Annotated in this window: 12 protein-coding genes; all 12 read left to right on the forward strand. The window is 47.4% G+C overall.

Features of this window, described 5'->3' with window-relative positions:
* The first annotated feature begins 19 nt into the window (after positions 1-19).
* Positions 20-922: an ABC transporter permease gene (locus LOZ80_RS37010; protein ID WP_173226008.1), complete on the forward strand. Its 903-nt coding sequence runs from the start codon at positions 20-22 to the stop codon at positions 920-922.
* Between the two features lie 12 nt (positions 923-934).
* Positions 935-1,861 (forward strand): carbohydrate ABC transporter permease, encoded by a 927-nt coding sequence (locus tag LOZ80_RS37015; protein WP_238169156.1) that lies wholly within the window; start codon positions 935-937, stop codon positions 1,859-1,861.
* A gap of 94 nt (positions 1,862-1,955) precedes the next feature.
* Complete coding sequence (locus LOZ80_RS37020; protein ID WP_238169157.1) at positions 1,956-3,476, forward strand: ABC transporter substrate-binding protein; 1,521 nt, start codon at positions 1,956-1,958, stop codon at positions 3,474-3,476.
* Positions 3,477-3,572: 96 nt separating this feature from the next.
* Positions 3,573-6,599, forward strand: a complete 3,027-nt coding sequence (locus tag LOZ80_RS37025) for a discoidin domain-containing protein (RefSeq protein ID WP_238169158.1) — start codon at positions 3,573-3,575, stop codon at positions 6,597-6,599.
* A 40-nt stretch (positions 6,600-6,639) separates the two neighbouring features.
* Positions 6,640-8,559 carry a glycosyl hydrolase family 28 protein gene (locus tag LOZ80_RS37030; protein ID WP_238169159.1) on the forward strand — a complete coding sequence of 640 codons (1,920 nt, stop codon included), beginning with the start codon at positions 6,640-6,642 and terminating at the stop codon, positions 8,557-8,559.
* Between the two features lie 668 nt (positions 8,560-9,227).
* Entirely contained in the window at positions 9,228-12,749 is a 3,522-nt protein-coding gene (locus tag LOZ80_RS37035; protein WP_238169160.1) for an S-layer homology domain-containing protein, read from the forward strand.
* A 120-nt stretch (positions 12,750-12,869) separates the two neighbouring features.
* Positions 12,870-14,786 carry an alginate lyase family protein gene (locus tag LOZ80_RS37040; protein WP_238169161.1) on the forward strand — a complete coding sequence of 639 codons (1,917 nt, stop codon included), beginning with the start codon at positions 12,870-12,872 and terminating at the stop codon, positions 14,784-14,786.
* A 15-nt stretch (positions 14,787-14,801) separates the two neighbouring features.
* Positions 14,802-15,656: a glycoside hydrolase family 43 protein gene (locus LOZ80_RS37045; RefSeq protein WP_238169162.1), complete on the forward strand. Its 855-nt coding sequence runs from the start codon at positions 14,802-14,804 to the stop codon at positions 15,654-15,656.
* Positions 15,657-15,760: 104 nt separating this feature from the next.
* Positions 15,761-15,940: a hypothetical protein gene (locus LOZ80_RS37050; protein ID WP_238169163.1), complete on the forward strand. Its 180-nt coding sequence runs from the start codon at positions 15,761-15,763 to the stop codon at positions 15,938-15,940.
* Between the two features lie 909 nt (positions 15,941-16,849).
* Positions 16,850-17,743 (forward strand): carbohydrate ABC transporter permease, encoded by an 894-nt coding sequence (locus LOZ80_RS37055; RefSeq protein WP_238169164.1) that lies wholly within the window; start codon positions 16,850-16,852, stop codon positions 17,741-17,743.
* A gap of 25 nt (positions 17,744-17,768) precedes the next feature.
* On the forward strand, positions 17,769-18,626 hold the full coding sequence (locus tag LOZ80_RS37060) for a carbohydrate ABC transporter permease (RefSeq protein WP_443147096.1): 858 nt from the start codon (positions 17,769-17,771) through the stop codon (positions 18,624-18,626).
* Between the two features lie 148 nt (positions 18,627-18,774).
* On the forward strand, positions 18,775-20,169 hold the full coding sequence (locus tag LOZ80_RS37065; RefSeq protein ID WP_238169166.1) for an ABC transporter substrate-binding protein: 1,395 nt from the start codon (positions 18,775-18,777) through the stop codon (positions 20,167-20,169).
* The last annotated feature ends 75 nt before the right edge of the window (positions 20,170-20,244 follow it).

The raw sequence follows: 20,244 nt of genomic DNA on the forward strand, positions 1-20,244 counted from the left end.
TAGAGTGGAGGGTAGCGGAATGGCAAAGAAATATAGCAGTCTGATTCTAATGACACTGCCTGGCGTGTTGTATTTATTTATTAACAATTACTTGCCGATGCTTGGCACATTCATTGCGTTTAAGAACATTAATTACACTAAAGGAATTTTCCATAGCGACTGGGTGGGCTTCAAAAACTTTGAATTTCTATTCAAATCACAGGATGCTTTCATCATTACCCGGAATACGCTGCTCTACAATGGAACGTTTATCATCGTTAATAATTTAATTATTGCCCTGCTGGTAGCGTTGCTGTTGAACGAGATCAAAAATCGCTTCGCGCGCAATTTGTACCAAAGTATCATGCTGCTGCCTTTTTTAATTTCTTTTAGCATCGTTGGCTATATTGTTCTGGCTTTTTTCAGTATCGAACACGGTTTTATCAATAAAGTCATTTTTCCGTTCTTGCATATACAACCGATTGAATGGTATTTGGAGTCCAAATACTGGCCTTACATTCTTGTTATCGTGAATACGTGGAAATATGTCGGTTATTCCAGTTTGATCTATTTTGCCGCTATGATCGGCATTAATCAGGAGTATTATGAGGCTGCTCGCATGGACGGCGCGAATCGCTGGCTGCAGATGACGAAGATCACGCTCCCGCTGATCCGTCCGGTGGTGATCGTTGTGGTGCTGATCCTGATTGGCCGCATCTTTTATGCCGATTTCGGCATGTTCTTCCAGGTCCCTCTCAATACAGGTATTTTGTTCTCGACTACCAATGTAATTGATACTTACGTCTACCGGGCTTTATTGGTAACAGGTGATATCGGCATGTCTTCGGCTGCGGGTTTATACCAATCGACAGTGGGATTCGTGCTCGTCATCATCGCCAATATGCTGGTCAGAAAATGGGATAAAGAGAGCGCTTTATTTTAGAGGGGGATACGTATGGAAGTGAAGATGGTTAATCAAAAGCGGTTTCGAACGCATCGGGAAGGATCACCTTGGGCAAGCGGTTTATTGCATGTTTTTTTCTTAGTGATGTGTGTGTTTTGTTTATTTCCGATTGTGCTGGTGTTAATCGCCTCTTTTACGGATGAGAGCATTCTGCGTACCGGCGGCTACACGTACTTCCCGAAAATATGGAGCACAGCCGCTTACCGCTATTTATTTATCGACATTCATCAATTAATTCGAGCGTACGGCGTGACCATTGTTATTACCGTGGGAGGGACTTTAACCAGCTTATTCATTTCAAGTTTAGTTGCGTATCCTATGTCCCGTCAGGATTTCCCGTATCGCAAGATACTGTCCTTTTATGTGTTTTTTACGATTTTACTAAATGGCGGTTTGGTCCCTTGGTATTTGGTGTACACCCAAATCATTGATTTGAGAGATACGATCTGGGCACTTATGATCCCGGGGCTGCTTATGAATGGGTTTAATGTGCTGATCATGAGAACCTTTTTCTCGAACTCTGTTCCGATTTCGGTGATTGAGTCTGCTCGTATTGACGGGGCTGGGGAATGGCGGATCTTTTTTCAACTCGTACTCCCGCTTTCGGTATCTGTGCTGGCAACGATTGGCATGTTTACCACGCTGGCTTATTGGAACGATTGGTTTAATGGATTGATATTTATTAGCGATTCCAACTATTTCAGTGTTCAATATTTAATGACGAAAGCTTTGCTTAACATTCAGTTCTTAACCTCACATACGGAAAATGCGAATTCTGCCAAATTAATTTCGGAAATGCCCCAAAATTCCATCATCATGGCAATGGCGGTTATTGGCATAGGTCCTATTCTTATTTCTTATCCTTTTTTTCAAAAGTATTTGGTGAAAGGTCTCACTGTGGGCTCGGTTAAAGGCTAGTACTAGATTTAATGGAGGAGGTGATTCATCTAAGCCACGTAGGGGGAAAAGGCTAGCTGCACGACAAAACAACATTCGGGGAGACTTGGTCACAATGAAAAAGGTTATCGTAATGACGACGGCAATTCTCACATTAAGTGCCGTACTAGCAGGCTGCAGTTCTTCGGCGACGAAGGAGAATACAGCGAAAAGCACTTCGGAAAGTACGAAGGATAAAGCTTCTTCTTCGAAGCTGGATCCGTATAAGCTGACAATCGTTTACGCAACAGGCGCGGTTCCCAAGGACCTTAAAGCTGTGCAAGACAAGATGAATGCGTATTTAACGGACAAAATTAACGCTACAGTTGAACTCAAGCCGATTGAGTGGGGGACTTGGATCGAGAAGACCAACCTGATGATTGCTACGAATGAGCAAATGGACGTGATGATGACGGCAGGCGGACTTGGTTATTCGCAAAATGTAGCCAAAGGTGCATTCTTGCCTTTAGATGAGCTCGTTGCCAAATACGGGGCAGATGTAACGAAGGCTTTGCAGCCCCAGTTTCTGGACGGAACAAGGATCGGCGGGAAGATTTACGGACTTCCTACGAACAAAGAATTTGCCAGTGTAGACGGCATTTTGTTCAATAAGGCGTTAGTCGATAAATATAAATTTGATATCAGCAAGGTGAACAAGCTTGAGGATTTGGAGCCTATGCTGCAAACGATTAAAGACAATGAACCAGGCATCGTTCCTTTCTTTGGGCAAGAGGGGCGCCAGATGAGCAATTTTGCCGTCAGTTCTTCGTCGTTCGATAATCTTGGCGATTATTTGGGCGGCTTGGACCGTTCCAACAAAGAGTTGAAAGTGGTCGATATTTTTGAATCCAAAGTGTTCATGGACTATGCGAAGCTGGCACGCAAATGGTATCAGGCGAAGTATATGAATCTGGATGCGGCAACGGTCAAAGATTTTGGCGCTATGCAAGCTGGCAAGGCATTCGCGATGTATTCGGAGCTGAAACCTGGCAAAGACGCCGAAATGTCCTCGGCCTGGGGAGTTAAGGTCGTTCAGAAAGAAATGGTAAACACGCCGATTACATTGAACACAACAGGAATTATGACGGCTATTCCCAGAACTTCGAAAGATCCTAACCGGGCTATGATGTTCCTAAACATGCTTTACGGCGATAAAACGCTTCTTAATCTGTTTGATTTCGGTGTTGAAGGAACCCATTATGTGAAAAAGGATGAGACAACGATCGATTTCCCTGCCGGAGTTGATGCGGCATCCGTTGGCTATAAAAACGAGCCTTGGATGTGGGGGAATCAAATGTTAACCTATTTATTCCCCAATGAAGATCCGAAGAAATGGGAGAAATTCAAAACATTCAACGAAACAGCCGACAAGTCGCCTGCGCTTGGATTTGCCTGGAATTCCGAATCTTTAACGCAGGAAGTGGCCGCCAGCAACAGCGTGCTCAAACAGTACCAACAGGCGATTATGTCCGGTTCCGTGGACCCTGAAGTTTATATTCCCAAAATGGTTGCTGCCCTGAAAAGCGCAGGCATAGACAAAATTATTGCAGAGAAACAAAAGCAATTGAATGAATGGAGCGCGACAGCCAAAAAGTAACTATATTGTTTCAGGGGGGCCTATTTGATTAGGTTCCCCACTTATCTTGTATCCCAGACCGCGCTTGAGCGCTAATTTGAAACGGGGGAAATTCATATGTTCATGATGAAGCGATTGCCGTTCTTTTTATTCCTATTGGTTGCTATGATAGGTTCTTTAGGCGGGTTACATGCGAAAGCCGCAGGTGCAAATCTAGTCCATTCATGGTCTCCTCCATCAGGCACCGCAGCGAATTCAACATTCACGGTTCAGGTGAAACCATCGGACGAGGCAATTTGGATGGATCTCTATGAATACAATGTAAAAGTAGGCCATCAGGATGGCACGAATTTCGATTCATCGTATGTGAATTTTGATTTTTCCGGTTCATTAGACGTAAAAGTAACCTACAATGCGGGAACGATTAGCTCCTATAATATTACGCCATCCTCCTATGGGATTCAGGCTGTCCAGACGGGGAATACACTCTCTTTCTCCGTGGTACAGGATAATCTCTCGCCACGTAAAATCGTCGTGCGTATCAATAACAGCTGGGATACAGGCGTCTTGCATATCCTAACGAATCCGCTTGAAACGAATGCTCCGTCGCAAACGGCGTCCAATGTGTATCTGATCAATCCGGGAGATGCCATCCCCCTGGAGCTGCCGGCCGGCAAAGATACGTATTATTTTAAAGCTGGCGAGCACACGCTGCCCAAAGGGTCATGGGCGGAAGTTGATCTTGGTGCTGTCTATGCGATCGACAAGATTGGTCTTGAGCAGGCGCCTTTATACACGAATGGCCCTGAGTATCCGAATAAGTTCATCGTTGAATCCAAAGTCAATGCGGGGGACGCTTACACGACGGCCTATGACGGGACAAGCAACAGTTTACTGGGATCGATAACCAAGAGCTTTCCGGCCAAAAATGCGAGATATGTGAGGCTGCGGCTGCTTGGAAGCAATGTGAGTTCGGGGTATTTGTTTAGCAGTACCGTCACAGAATTTAAGGTTATGCAAGCTGGCGGCACGACGAATCTAGCTTTGAACCATGGGATAGCCGGGGCCTTCCCCAGCTACACGCAATTATTCGATGGCAATTCGCTGACCCAATTTGGCTCAAAAAAGGGGTATGGCAACTGGCACCCGGGAGAGTCGTTCTATATTTCCAAGAACAATACGACGGTCTATCTGCAGCCAGGTGCAGTTGTACATGGCTCCATTTCATCTGATGGCGTCAGCAATGTGACCATTAAAGGCCGTGGCATCCTCGATGGAAGCCTGCTGCAGCATGCGAACCCAAGCCCTGGGGAAGGACGAACAGGCGCTATTTGGCTGAATAATGGAAGCGACAATACGATCGAAGGAATTACGATTCAAGACGCCTGCATGTGGACGGTCGTGATGAATTTCTCAACAAGGCCTACAGTTAGAAACGTTAATATTATCACTTACGTGGCGAATGCAGATGGCATTCATTTCTCCGGCAGCACGAACGGGCTGGTGACGAATTCATTCGTAAGAACACCGGACGATAATATTGTCATGTACCACTATGGTCCAACCTCATTCAACACCGTTCAGAATAGTGTGCTGTGGGGAGATGACGCACATACCCTGCTCATCGGTTTGGGAACGGAGCCTAATGCCAATATCACCGATTTAACTTTTCAAAATTTGGATGTCCTTGCCCAACAGGGAGTTGTGGATCTTACGAAATTTAACGGTGTCATGAAGTTATGGCCCAATGGCGGCAATGAAATTAAAAATGTCTTATTCAAAGACATCCGGATAGAAGCCTTCCGAGACCCTGCCAAATCCGTCGTGTTTCAATTCCGCACCGATGAACGGTTTGCCGGAGAAGGCAATGGTCGAATTTCAAACGTCACGCTCGATAACATTGCCTATAAGGGAAGCGGGGAATTGACATCGTTATTGTCCGGCGTGAGCAGCAGCAATGATGTCAAAGATATTTATATCAACAACTATACAAGAAATGGCATCCTTGTTACGGATCAAGCGTCAGGCAACATCACGAGCGCGGGGAGTGTATCGAATGTTAACTATTCGTATACAGCCAATTTCAATAGCGATGTGGCAGGAAACGCCCCTGCAGGCTGGACGAGCAGCCCGGGAGTAACGGTTCAGCCTGATCCGAGCGCGAGCGACCAGAGCGTCCGTATGAGCAAGACGACAAGCGCCGCCATAAGCAGTTCCAAATCCTTACCTCCAACATCCGGTATCGTGACTGTGCAAGCCAAAATGAAAATTGTCGACAAAACCAACTGGAAATCGTTAGCTGTCATGAACGCTTCCGGGACGGAGCTGATGCAGGTCGGTTTTGACTCGGCAGGCAACATGTACAGCAATAATGGTACGGTTTGGGCTGCTTTCATGCCTTACAATATCAATCAATGGTATGACGTCAAAATAGAATTAAACACGGCAACAGATCGATACAATCTCTTTATTGATGGCGTTCTTAAAGCGTCCAACCAGTCATTCGAAGTATCAACTGCCAATATTGGCGCTGTCATGTTTACTTCGGGTGAAGCTGCCGCAGGAACGTATTATTTTGACCAAGTGAAGGTAGCTTTCCTGCATACGATTGTGGATAGCGATTTCAACTCGGATACGATCGGAAACGCGCCAAGCGGGTGGACCAGCACATCGGGAGCCACTGTTCAGGCGGTACCAAGTATGGCTGATAAAAGCGTGAAAATGTACAAGACGACAAGCAGCATCGTCAATTCGTATACGTCCATAAACGCTATGTCCGGCATCGTGACGGTACAAGCCAGAATGAACATAGCCAACAAAACCAACTGGAAATCGCTGGCGGTATACAACTCCGCAGGCACTGAACTTACCCAAGTTGGCTTCGATAGCGGCGGAAATGTATACAGCAACAACGGGAATGTCTGGGCAGCGTTAATGCCTTACAACATCAATCAATGGTACGATGTGAAGCTCATTATCAATACGAGTACGGACACTTTTGATTTGTACGTCGATAATGTACTTATCAATGCGAACAAATCGCTGGAGTCCGCAACCAATGATATAGGCAGAGTAGGTTTTGTGTCGTCCGAATCTCCTGTAGGCGGAATCTTTTATTTTGACAATGTAATCATTGCTAATTAGCCATAAGCTGCAATCATATTCAGGTTTCATAGGAGGAATAATGCTCAATATTGTTCATACATGGTCTCCACCGGCAGGGATTGCAATGAATCCTACCTTCACGGTTCAGATTAAGCCGGCGAATGAGACGGAGTGGACCGATTTATTCGTCTACAATGTTAGTTTAGGTCATCAAGATGGAACGAAGTTTGATTCTTCCATGGTGATTTTCGACTTCTCCGGCACGATAGATGTTAAAGTCGCCTATCACGGGGGGCGGGTTAATTGTTACGATATTAGGCCCAATTCCTATGGCATTGATGCTGCGCAAGTGGGGAATACCCTTACCTTTTCAACCACACAAAACGAGGATTCTCCACGTAAAATCGTCATTCGCATCAATGACAGTTGGAATACAGAAGACCTTCATATCCTAACGAATCCATTGGAGACGGATGTACCTTCGGAATGCGCTCCTAATGTTCACCTCATTCATCCAGGGGATGCGATTCCTTTGCAATTGCCTGAGGGGAAAGATACTTATTATTTTAAACCTGGACAGCACACCTTGCCGCAAGGTTCTTGGCTAGAGGTTGATCTTGGTGCTGAGTATATGATTGATCGATTTGATCTCAGGCAGACGATATTACAAATGCAAGGATTAGGCATGGAACCTCTCTCGTATCCGAATAAGTTTGTGGTGGAAACGAAAGTGCAGGCGGATGAACCTTATACCGCTGCTTATGATGGTACCAATAATACGGATACGGGATATTTGACGAGAACCTTTGCTCCCAAGAAAGCCAGATATGTGCGGCTCATGCTGCTGGGAAGCAACGTTGCTTCCGGTTGGGTGTTCAGCAATTCAATCGGCGAGTTCAAAGTGTATGAAGCGGGCGGTACTGTGAATTTGGCGCTGAATCGCGCAATCGCGGGAGCAATGCCCAGCTACATCCATGCCGTTGACGGGAATGAGCATACCGGTTATGAGACAAGTTCCAATTATGGGAACTGGCATTCGGGCGAATCTTTCTTTATTTCGCAAAATGATACGACGGTTTACCTGGCACCAGGTGCCGTTTGTTACGGGTCCATTTCGTCTGATGAAGTGGATCGTGTGACCATAAGGGGCCGTGGCATCCTCGATGGCAGTCAATTACAGCATACCAATCCGAATCCAGGCGAAGGCAGGACCGGGGCCATTTGGTTAAGCAGCGGATGTGATAATCTCGTGGAGGGAATTACGCTTATAGATCCAACCATGTGGGCCGTCGTGATGAATTTTTCCACAAGACCGGTTGTCAAAAACATTCATATTATTGCTTATGAAGTGAATGCGGACGGCATCCATTTTAGTGGATCGAGCCATGGTCTAATTACGGGTGTATTTATTAGAACGCCTGATGATGATATCGTGATGTATCATTATGGCAAGACGTCCTTGAATACGGTGCAAAATAGTGTGCTGTGGGGAGATGACGCGCATACGATTCTCATAGGTCTGGGGAGTGTAGCCGATGCCCACATTTCAGATTTGACATTTCAAAATATCGATGTCCTGAATCAACAAGGGGTATACATCCTCGATAAGTTCACAGGCGTGCTGAAGTTATGGGCAAATGGGGGGAATCATATTCGAAATATCGTATTTAAGGATATAAGAATAGACGCTTTTAGAGATCCCTATAAAGCTGCCGTGTTTCAATTCCGAACGGATGAACGGTTTCCTGGAGATAGGGATGGGGGAATAATCCAAAACATTACGCTGGATAATGTCACCTACCAGGGGGCCGGGGAGCAGAAGGCTTTGTTAAAGGGTGTAAATCAGGTGTCTTGTGTGAAGGATGTTTATATTACAAATTATAAAAGACAAGGAAAACTGGTTGTGGATGTCATCTCCGGGCACATTGACGTGCAGGATCATGTTTCGAATGTTTATTTTGGGACAGATGACGACGATTTACGCGGTTCGATACGGTAAATAAGGTAGTTGGTTCTTCTTCCAGCACCAAATGATAGAGGACCTAGCCACAGGCTAGGTTTTTTGTGCGCCAGCTTCCTTTCGCAGAAATAAGGGAACTTCAGGCCGCTATTTTAGCCAAAAGTGTCATTATCGGCAGGTTGAGGGAACTCCAGTACGCTATTATGCTGTTTATGGGGAAATTCAGCGCTTTTTGTGACAATAAGACCCTGTAGTTCCGCTATTGCTCCCACATCCCAGCTATTTGTCTAAATAGCGTCCCATAGTTCCCATCGCTAATAGGTTTTGTCGCTAGTAAGAGGCTGATGTCTCATCTAATGAACTGCATTATGCTTATAGACAGTAAAATGGCTACTTTGGAATTTTAATGAACTGAGTTGGCGCTATCATGCACTTTATTGGCCGAAAGGTGATCATTTTCTTGAAATAGAGCATCTGGAATTCATTAGATTTTCAAAAGTAGCGATTTTGATCGAATAAAGGGTATTGAGTTCGTTAGGGGGCTTGGGTTTGCCTCGGGGCTTGGTTTTCCTCGTACCTTGACTTGATGACCTAGCCGCAGGCTAGGTTTTTTGTGCGCCTGTGTGAGAATTCTGAGAGACCTGTCCTGTAGAATGTACCGGGGGCTTACATAATTTATGAATCTTCCGGAGGAGGACAAGAAAGAGATGAATGAGAGACATGCAAAGCACGGTTTAGGAAAGATAGGCGTATGGAGTATTGTAATCTTGATGGTCTATATGACCTTATTCACGGTTCCTGTGCAAGCGGCAGATCAATGGATTCAATACGCCAAGATCGGACAAGTCAGCGATGATGTCGCTGGAACATTCGCTGGTCCGGGCGGTGTAGCGGTGGACAGCGAAAGTAATGTTTACGTGGCCGATACCAGTAATCATCGGATTCAGAAGCTGACGGCAGCGACAGGCCAATGGAGCGAGTGGATGAAGGCTGGCGGCGGCTACGGCAGCGGGCTGGGGGAATTTAGCTCGCCCGTTAGTGTGGCTGTCTACAAAGCTGATATTTTGTATGTAGCTGACAGCAGCAATCATCGCATTCAGAAGCTGGATATAGCTGCAGGTACGTGGAGCGAGTGGAAGAAGAGTGATGGCAGGTCAGGAAGCGGATCAGGTGAGTTTAGTGATCCCAAAGGGTTGGCCGTAGATAAATGGGGAAATCTCTATGTAGCTGATTCTAGAAATAATCGGATCCAGAAGCTTACAGCAGCCACAGGTGAATGGAGCGAGTGGGCGAATGGTATGGGGAGTGGCCAAGCCCTAGGTCAGTTCATAGATCCCAAGGGCGTGGCGGTAGACAGCAGCGGGGAGCATATCTACGTAGCTGATTCCGGAAACCATCGAATCCAGATGTTGACTGTAGCTACAGGCTTATGGAGCGAGTGGAAAAAGAATGGTGGCGGCGCAGGGAGCGGGCTGGGCGAGTTTAATCAACCTTTCGGCGTAGCGCTTGACAGTGGCGATAATGTTTACGTGTCAGATTATAATAATCATCGTATCCAGAAGCGGGATGCCGTTAGTGGCATGTGGAGCGAGTGGAAGAAAAGCGGCGGTGGCTCTGGCGGCGGGTTGGGTGAATTCAATCATCCCAAGGGCCTGACGGTCGATAGCAACAGGAATATCTATGTGGCCGATTACGATAATCATCGGATTCAGAAGCTGAGTGCGGCGGGTGGGCAGTGGAGCGAGTGGGGATATCGGGGGGCAATTATTGGACAAGGCCTCGGCGAGTTCAGATTTCCCAATGGCCTATCGCTAGACAGCAGAAATAATGTCTATGTGGCTGATTTCGGCAACCACCGCCTCCAGAAGCTCGATGCAGCAACAGGCGTGTGGAGCGAGTGGAAGAAGAGCGGCGGCGGCTCAGGAAGCGGACTGGGTGAATTCGATGGACCAACCGATGTTGCTGTAGACAAAGATGGGAACGTCTATGTGTCCGATTTCTATAATCACCGTATCCAGAAATTCACAGTAGCAACAGGTGTATGGAGTCAGTGGAAGAAGAATGGCGGCGGCTCAGGAAGCAGTCTAGGTGAGTTTGAATATCCAAGCGGTGTAGCGGTAGATAGCTATGGGAATGTCTATGTGGCCGATTACGGCAACCATCGCATTCAGAAGCTGGATGCAGCTACAGGCGCATGGAGCGAGTGGAAGAAAAGCGGTGGCGGCTCAGGAAGCGGTCTCGGCGAATTTAACGAACCAAGCGGCGTAGAGGTAGACAGCACGGGCAATGTCTACGTGGCGGATATGAGCAATCATCGGATTCAGAAGCTGGATGCAGCGACTGGCGCATGGAGCGAGTGGAAGAAGAGTGGGGGCGGACCAGGCAGCGGCCTCGGTGAATTTAATGAACCATACAGCTTGGCGGTAGATAGCGCCCAGAATGTGTATGTGGCTGATTCCAATAACAACCGCATCCAGAAGTTGAATGTTACAACGAATGTGTGGAGCGAGTGGGCGAAGCTGGGTGGTCGTCCGGGAAGCCACTTGGGTGAATTTCGAGGTCCGCTCGGTGTAGCTGTGGATAGCAGCGGGAAGCTTTACGTGGCGGATTCCGATAATCATCGCATTCAGAAATTGGATCGCGTTACCACGCCACCAGATGCACCGACGGCTGTAACGGCTGAAGTTGCAAAAGGTGAATCGCAAGCAAAGGTGAAATTTACAGCACCTGTTAACGATGGGGGCAGCGCCATAACCGGGTACACCGTGACCGCGAATCCGGGAGGTTTAACGGCTAACGGTACAAGCAGTCCGATTACTGTCACGGGCTTGACGTATGGTACCACCTATACGTTTACGGTAATTGCGACCAACAGTGTCGGCAGCAGCCTTGTTTCTGATGTTTCTAATGCGGTAAAACCAGAAGCGGTTGCTCCCACCACACAACCGTCCTCTTCATCAGGAGGAACGTCTGATGACTCAGATGCTATTATTCTCGTCAATGGCAAATTGGAGAATGCAGGAACGGTTAAGGTGACGAGGGTGAATTCACAGTCTGTCACAACCATCACGATGGACCAGAATAAGCTGGCAAAGAGGCTTGCGGCGGAAGGTCAGCATGCGGTAGTCACGATTCCTGTAAAGGGACTATCCGATGTTGTGATTGGTGAGCTGGATGGCCGGATGGTCCGAAATATGGAAGACAACCAAGCGGTGCTGGAAATCAAAACCGATCGCGGCAGCTATCGAATACCTGCGCAGCAGCTCAATATTAAAGCGATATCCGATCAAATCGGCAAATCAGATGATCTCCAAGAGATCAAGGTACAGATCCAAATCGCTGTACCGACAGCAGATATGGTGAAGATCGTGGAGAACGCAGCAGCCCAAGGAACGTTCACGCTGATCGCACCGCCTCTGAACTTTACGGTGAGAGGGATCTATGGAGATAAAACAGTCGAAGTAGCGAGTTTCAATGTCTATGTAGAGCGAACTCTGGCGATTCCGGATGGTGTTGATCCAACCAAGATTACGACAGGCGTTGTTATTGAACCGGATGGAACGGTCCGCCATGTTCCGACGAAGGTCATTGTGATCGATGGGAAACATTACGCCAAAGTGAGCAGCCTGACCAACAGTACCTACTCGGTTGTATGGCATCCAGTGGAATTCAGCGATGTTGCTAACCATTGGGCCAAACTTTCCGTTAACAACATGGGATCACGAATGGTCATTGACGGTATGGGCCATGGGATGTTCAATCCTGACCGTGAGATTACCCGCGCCGAGTTTGCGGCCATCCTTGTTCGTGGACTGGGGCTTAAGTTGGAAAATGGAGCCATGCCTTTCTCGGATGTGAAGACATCAGATTGGTACAGCAGCGCGGTGAAGACCGCTTATGCGTACCAGTTGATCAACGGTTTTGAAGACGGCACGTTCCATCCGCTGGACCTAATTTCCCGCGAACAGGCCATGACGATGATCGCCAAAGCGATGAAGATCACGGGTCTAAAAGCGAAGCTGCCGTCTTCAGCAGCGCAAGCGGTATTACAGCCATTTCAAGATGCCAATCAAGCAGCGGGATGGGCGAAGGATGGCATTGTCGATTGTTTGCAAGCAGGCATAGCAGCGGGCAGAAACGGGTCAGAGATCGCTCCGAAAGCGTACATCACAAGAGCTGAAGTTGCGGCCATTGTCGAGCGGCTGCTGCAAAAGTCTGACTTGATTTAGTCCCAAGAAAGTCTCATTCTCCCCTCAGAAAAGTTGAAACGTCTATCTCTAGCCATTCGCCTTATCTACTATAATGTTCACATATCTTAACTCTTGGAACCTAATAGGAGGAAGGCAGAGATGAATTATTATTTAACGAATGAGGAATTAGTGGAGGCGGGCAAGCATTATCTTGGGGAATATCCAGAGCTGGCGAAGGCTTCTATTGAAAAGGCGGAGCAAGCAAGCAGGAACTTGTTTCGCGTTCCCTTTTCGATGGACATGGATCATTGGGTTGACCTGGGCGAGCCGATTGATTGGCGATATAATCCTTCCAATGATCTCGAATTCACGTGGGTGCTCAATCGGCATTGGTACATGCTGGATTTGGGCAGAGCCTATTTGATCACGCACAAAGAGGACTATGTTCATACTTTCATCAAACATCTGCGCGGCTGGATCGTGCAGAATCCTGTTCCTAAGGATCTTTCTTACGAAGAAGCTACGTTTTTTCAACAACCGGGACCTTGGCGCTTACTGGAGGTTGGACTTCGTGTTCAATCCTGGATATCGGCATATAAATACATGGAAGGCAGTTCGGTGATTACAGCTCATTTTCGCGAAGAATTTCTATCGTCACTCGTTGAGCATGCGAATTATTTGACTAGTTATTTGGGGAGCATAGAAATCAATCATGCCATTATGCATATGCAGGGCTTATTTATGATCAGCGTTTTTTATAATGAGCATCCCCGGGCATCCTTTTGGCGGCAATTTGCCACCGAGCGGCTGGAGTTATGCATGGTTCATCAGATTGACGCAGATGGTGTGCAATGCGAGTTAACGACCCATTATCACAATGGAAGTATTGAAATGTTCGGAGCTCCCTACTTGCTGGGGAAATTGTCCGGCTATCCGATGTCCGAATGGTATGCGAACAACCTTCGCAGAATGGGGGCCTTCACACATGCCATGATCAGACCCGATCACGGGTCTACAGCCGCAGGTGATTCGGATTTGATCAGTTCCGGCACGGAGCGTCTTGCCTTACTGGGGGCCATTCTGGAAGAGGAACAATTTATCGCAATGGGTGAAATGAGTTCCGAAATTCTCTGGATGTTCGGGCGAGACAGGTTTGAAAATTTCAAAAAACAACAGCAATCTTTTAAGCCTCAGCAGCCTACGACGGTATCTTTCCCGCGAACGGGTTTTTACATCATGAAGGATGATCAGAATTATTTGTTTTTTGACGCGGCCTCTATGGGCGGGGCTCATGGACATGCGGATGCGCTGAATTTGGAATGGATGTGGAAGTGCAACCTGCTCTTTCTCGATCCAGGCAGATACACCTATGAAGAAGGGGAATGGCGCCGCTACTTCAAAAGCACACGCGCGCATAATACGGTTGTAGTGGATGGACTGGATCAGACGCCTTACGTAGCCTCACAGGAATGGGGAATCCCAGCGGCGGAGTGCGTGACGAATCGGTGGATAACAGGGGACGAGTATGATTTTATCGATGCTTCCCACAATGGTTACCAGCGACTTGATGCCCCTGTTCAGCATCGGCGCTGGCTGCTGCTTGGGAAAAAGAGGAGCTTCATGATTGTCGTGGACTGGTTGGAATCCGAGGGGATGCATGACATTGAACAAAGATTCCAACTTCCTCCCTCAGCGAATGTGCGGATCCTTGATGAGGGCGATGCAAAGCCGAAGGCAATGATTGACTATTCTTCAGCCATTCAGCTGCGGATGCATTGGATGGTGAGCAGCGATCAAAGCGATCATTTTGCTGTCGTCAGCGAACAAGGCTGGGTATCCGAAATCTATGGCGTTAAAACGGAAACATCGACAATCGTCGGTAAAGGCACAATGAACGGTAGAATGGGCATTGTGACCGTCTGCACCCCGGTTGACTTGGAGGAAGACTCCGTACAGCCAGTCATCACTGGGCTAGCGATGGATCATATTCAGCAAAATGTCTCGATCTCCTTGACAGATAAGGCGGGAAAACTAGCTATTCATCTTGATTGTAAGGAAATCAACTGGACTTGCTAGAAAGGAGAATCAGACATGTATTTGTTCAGTTATTTCAAAGAGGATGACGAAAAACTGTTTATAGCGTCGAGCCATGACGGCCTGCAATGGAATGAAAGCAACGGCGGGATGCCCTTGTTTGAATCCGATGTGGGAACGAAACAAATGAGGGATCCTTTTCTTCTGGAGGACGAAGAGGGGGGATTTCATCTTGTTTGGACAGACGGCTGGCGCAGCTTGAGCATCGGATATGCACGTTCTAGCGACTTGGTCAATTGGCACGATGCCAAGCTGATTCCAGTTATGGAGCACCTCCCACTGACACAGAACACGTGGGCGCCGGAAATCTTCTATGACACGATGCTGCGGGCGTATCGGATTATTTGGTCTTCCACTGTTGGCATGGGTCCGCGAAACCATCGGATTTGGTCCGTGACGACTTCTAATTTCGAATCGTTCTCTGAGGCCTCCCTGTTCTTTGACCCTGGATACAATGTAATCGACGCCAGTGTCACCGACATGGGTGAGTACTATTATATGCTTTACAAAGATGAGCGTGGGCAGAACGAAAAGGGAACCGCATTTAAGGCAATTCGTTCCTGTCGTGTCGCTAAGGAAGATAGCAACAGACCTTCCGTTACGGAGGTATCCGAACTTCTGACACCTGAGCTTACGGAGGGACCCACGATGTACGCCCTGGAGGAAGACGGGAGCACCCAATGGATCATGCTGGTGGACGGCTTTCAGGAGCAGTGCTACAGTGCTTATCAATCCGTTGACCTGGACAAGTGGGAGGATGTAACCCACAAGATTCAGCTTCCGTCGGGTGCAAGACATGGTGCCGTTATGAAGCTTAAAACAGCAAGGAAGCTTGAACTTCTATTTAAATAAAGAAGATTGCAAACAAGCCGCGGAGCTATCTCTGCGGCTTGTTTGCGTTTGCTGAGGATGGCGAGGAGAGTCGCAGTATGGAAAAGTAGCTGGAGGGTTAGACGATGCGGCAGTGGGCTGGCGCTTGCCTCAAGGTACATGGACCGGGCGACCTAGCCGCAGGCGGGTTGTTCATCGTGGAGTTCACCGCAGCGTTCTTTGCTAAGGCGGTTTTCTGTCTCAAAAAACATCTAATGAACTGCAAGATGCTTATTGTCTGGAAAATGGCTACTTTGGAGATTTAATGAACGGAGTTGGCGCTACCCGGCACTTTTTTGGCGAAATGGTGATCATTTGGTTGTAATAGAGCATCTGGGATTCATTAGACTTTCAGAATGAGCGATTTTGAGCGAATAAAGCGTATTGAGTTCGTTAGTGGCTTGGGCTTGCCTCAAGGTGCATGGACCGGGCGACCTAGCCGCAGGCTGGGTTGTTCATCGTGGAGTTCACCGCAGCATTCTTTGCTAAGGCGGTTTTCTGTCTCAAAAAACATCTAATGAACTGCAAGATGCTTATTGTCCGGAAAATGGCTACTTTGGAGATTTAATGAACGGAGTTGGCGCTACCCGGCACTTTTATGGCGAAATGGTGATCATTTGGTTGTAATAGAGCATCTGGGATTCATTAGACTTTCAGAATGAGCGATTTTGAGCGAATAAAGCGTATTGAGTTCGTTAGTGGCTTGGGCTTGCCTCAAGGTGCATGGACCGGGCGACCTAGCCGCAGGCTGGGTTGTTCATCGTGGAGTTCACCGCAGCATTCTTTGCTAAGGCGGTTTTCTGTCTCAAAAAACATCTAATGAACTGCAAGATGCTTATTGTCCGGAAAATGGCTACTTTGGAGATTTAATGAACGGAGTTGGCGCTACCCGGCACTTTTATGGCGAAATGGTGATCATTTGGTTGTAATAGAGCATCTGGGATTCATTAGACTTTCAGAATGAGCGATTTTGAGCGAATAAAGCGTATTGAGTTCGTTAGTGGCTTGGGCTTGCCTCAAGGTGCATGGACCGGGCGACCTAGCCGCAGGCGGGTTGTTCTAAGCAATGATAAAACAGTTGAATTGTCCTACGGATACAGTTGAATAGCCGCTCCCGTACCTTAGCGGGGTTGTACTATGCTTGGAATACATAAACCAAAAGGAGCAGATGCGCGATGCGAAAAAGGTTTTCTCTTTTTAATTCCTATGTCTTCATTTTTCCTAGTCTATTCTTGACTTTGGCGCTTGGGATCTACCCAATTATTTGGGCGCTTCGTTATATGTTTTACGATTATCAAGGGTTCGGAGACATGAAATTTATCGGCCTTGATAATTTCTCGAGATTATTTCGGGATCAGGAATTTTGGCATTCCGTCTATAACACGTTCGTCTATGCCGCCGGGAAAATTATTATTGTCCTGCCTATTTCCCTTGTACTTGCCGTCATTTTGAACAAAGGGCTCAAGGGCAAAGTATTTCTGCGGGCAGTCTATTTCATGCCGACTATCATCAGTACATCGGTGATGTCGATCGTGTTTTTCACCATATTTAATTCGTATAACGGACTGCTCAATCAATTTCTGATCAAGTATGGCGTGATCTCTCAAGCGATTGATTGGCTGGGACCGAATTACGCTATGGTGACTGTGATTATTACGGCAATCTGGGGGGCCATCGGCAACTATATGCTGCTGTTTATCGCCGGACTGCAAGGGATTCCTGATGATCTCTATGAGAGTGCTTCCATCGATGGCGCGAATGCCGTACAGAAATTTTGGAGCATTACAATTCCTATGCTGGGACCTGTTCTGCAAATGATTATTATGCTCGCCATCATTACGGCGCTGAAAGGGTATGAGAGCATTATGGTACTGACCGAGGGCGGACCTTTCGGCAGAACCGATGTCATGTACCTATATGTGTACAAATTGTTCTTCCCGGTTTCCGCTTCTACTTCCACTGTACAGCAGATCGGCTACGGTAGTGCAGCAGGGTTTGTAACGGCTATGATTGTTGGACTCATTACGATTGTCTATTTCTATCTGTCCAAACGCTTGAATCGGGATTAAGAAAAGGAGGGACTGTATGATGCAAATGAATACGAAATCCGGTGTTATCAGAAGCGGATACTTCACTGGACAAACTTTGAAATGGATATTTCTGCTGGTCATAGCTTTCTTTACGCTGTTCCCAATCGTTATGGCGATTCTAGGCTCTTTTAAAACGAATGCAGAGTTAACGACGGGGGCAACCCTGCTGCCCGCTGTCTGGAAGTTCTCCAACTACGCGACGGCGTGGAAGCAGGCGAACTTTGCCCGCTTTACGTGGAACAGCCTTTTTATCAGCACGATTGTGACGATTGGTACGCTGCTCGTCGCTACAATGTCCGCTTATGCGGTCGACCGCACGAAATTCCCAGGCAAACGATTTTACGTGGCGCTGCAAGCCAGTACGATGTTCATTTCCATCGGTGCGGTAGTGCTGAGACCGCAGTTCGATCTCATGGTCAAGCTTGGCCTGAATAAATCGCTGTGGGGGGTCATCTTCATCTTAATCAGCGCGCATGCCACGGTTTACTTTATGCTGATCGGCTTTTTTAAGGCGATTCCCAAGGATCTGGACGAGGCTGCATACATCGATGGCTGCAATTTCTATACGGTTTATTGGCGGATTATTTTGCCGCTGCTGAGTCCTGCACTTGGCGTTACAGCCCTGTTCACGTTCCGCGGCGCATGGAATGAATACATCCTGCCGCTGGTGTTCACTATGACGAATCCTAAGCTGCAAACATTGACAGTAGGGCTGGCCAACTTGCGCTACGGGATCGGCGCAGCTGCGGAATCACACCTTATGATGGCGGGCGCGTGTCTTTCCTTCCTGCCGATCCTTGTTGTTTACGTTCTGGCGAACAAGTCATTTATCCAGGTAACCGCCGGAAGTGTTAAAGGCTAAAGGATCTCCTAAGGAAAGTGTTTTACCCCACTATCAAAAGTTGATTTGTCCTTCACGGTTCCAGGTGTAGAGCAATTAAGATGAAAGCAGTTACATTTTTGTTATAAAGCAAGTCATAAGGTAAACTAAACTAGGAGGGTTTTACAACATGAAGAGAAATGTAGTGTTAAGCACGCTGCTTGGCGTAACGATGGTCGCTTCCCTAGCGGCTTGCGGTGGACAAACGGATGAGCCCAAAAGCACGGCATCTGCATCCGCAGGAGCTGGCGGAGCAAAGACGAAACTGACCTACTGGACAGTTGACCGTCACGATGCGGATTACATGAAGGAAGTCATCAAGAAATTCAATGAAACGAACAAGGACAATATTGAAGTCGAAATGACAGTTCTTGCCGATAACTTTAATCAGTCCGTCGATATCGCTTTTGCAAGCAACCAAGCGCCCGATATTTTGCGAACGAATGATTTCCCGGGGTTTGTGAAGAAAGGCTATTTACAGCCGATCAATGATCTGATGACGGACGAAATGAAGAAGCGCTACAACAATTTGCTGGTTGAAGAAATGAATACGATGGATGGCAGCATTTACTCACTTCCGAATACGGGGCAATATTGGAGATTGATTTATAACGTAGATCTCTTCAAAAAAGCCGGAATCACCGAGCCGCCAAAAACGATGAAAGAACTGGTTGAGGATGCCAAGAAGATTACGGAAGCAGGCAAAGATATCGGTGCCTACGGCTTCGCGGAAAACTTCAAAAATCCAGCGTCAGCCTTCGGACGGATTGCCAATCCGATCGGATCGTTAAGCGGAACTTCTGTGGTAGATGGCTATAACTATAAAACAGGGCAATTCGATTTCAATACGTACAAGCCGATTGTTGAGGCGCTTCGTCAAATGAAGCAGGAAGGCAGCATGCTGCCTGGTGTGGAGTCGCTCGATATTGATCCGCTGCGCGCGCAGTTCGCTGCAGGCAAAATCGGTATGTATTTCAACCACTCCGGGGAACCTGCTGTATACCAAAGCCAATTCCCGACCAAAATTAACTGGAGTGCCGCACTGCCGCCGACAATCGATGGCAACCAACAAGGGACCGTGTCTGTGATTGCCGGGAACTATATCGGTATCAGCAAAAGCACGGCTAACAAAGATAAAGCTTGGAAATTCCTGCAATACATCTATAACCTAGATTTCCAAAAGGAATATCATGAAAAAGGATACGGGATCTCGATTGTACCTGACGTCAATGCGGTTGCCAAAAAGCCGACAACACCGGGTATCGAAGGATTCTTGCCTACAAAATTCGATGCGCTGTACGCGCCAACGCCGCTTAATGTGACGGATACGAAGGTAGAGGGAATCAAATTCGGCAACGCCATCATGAAATATATGCTTGAAGGCGGAGATGTGGACAAGATGCTGACCGATTTGACCACCCGTTACAACGCGGGACTGGAAAAAGCACGTACGGCAGGCGATACGAAGACCAAAGCGAATCCAAGCTTCGATCCGAATAAGCTGCAAGGCAGCCTCGCGAAGTAAGTGTTCAACCGATCAAAGACTTGATACCAATATGGCAAGGGGCGCGCCGCCAAAAGCAGCGCGTCTCTTATCTTT

The organism is Paenibacillus sp. HWE-109, from assembly GCF_022163125.1.
In the GTDB taxonomy this organism is placed as follows: domain Bacteria; phylum Bacillota; class Bacilli; order Paenibacillales; family NBRC-103111; genus Paenibacillus_E.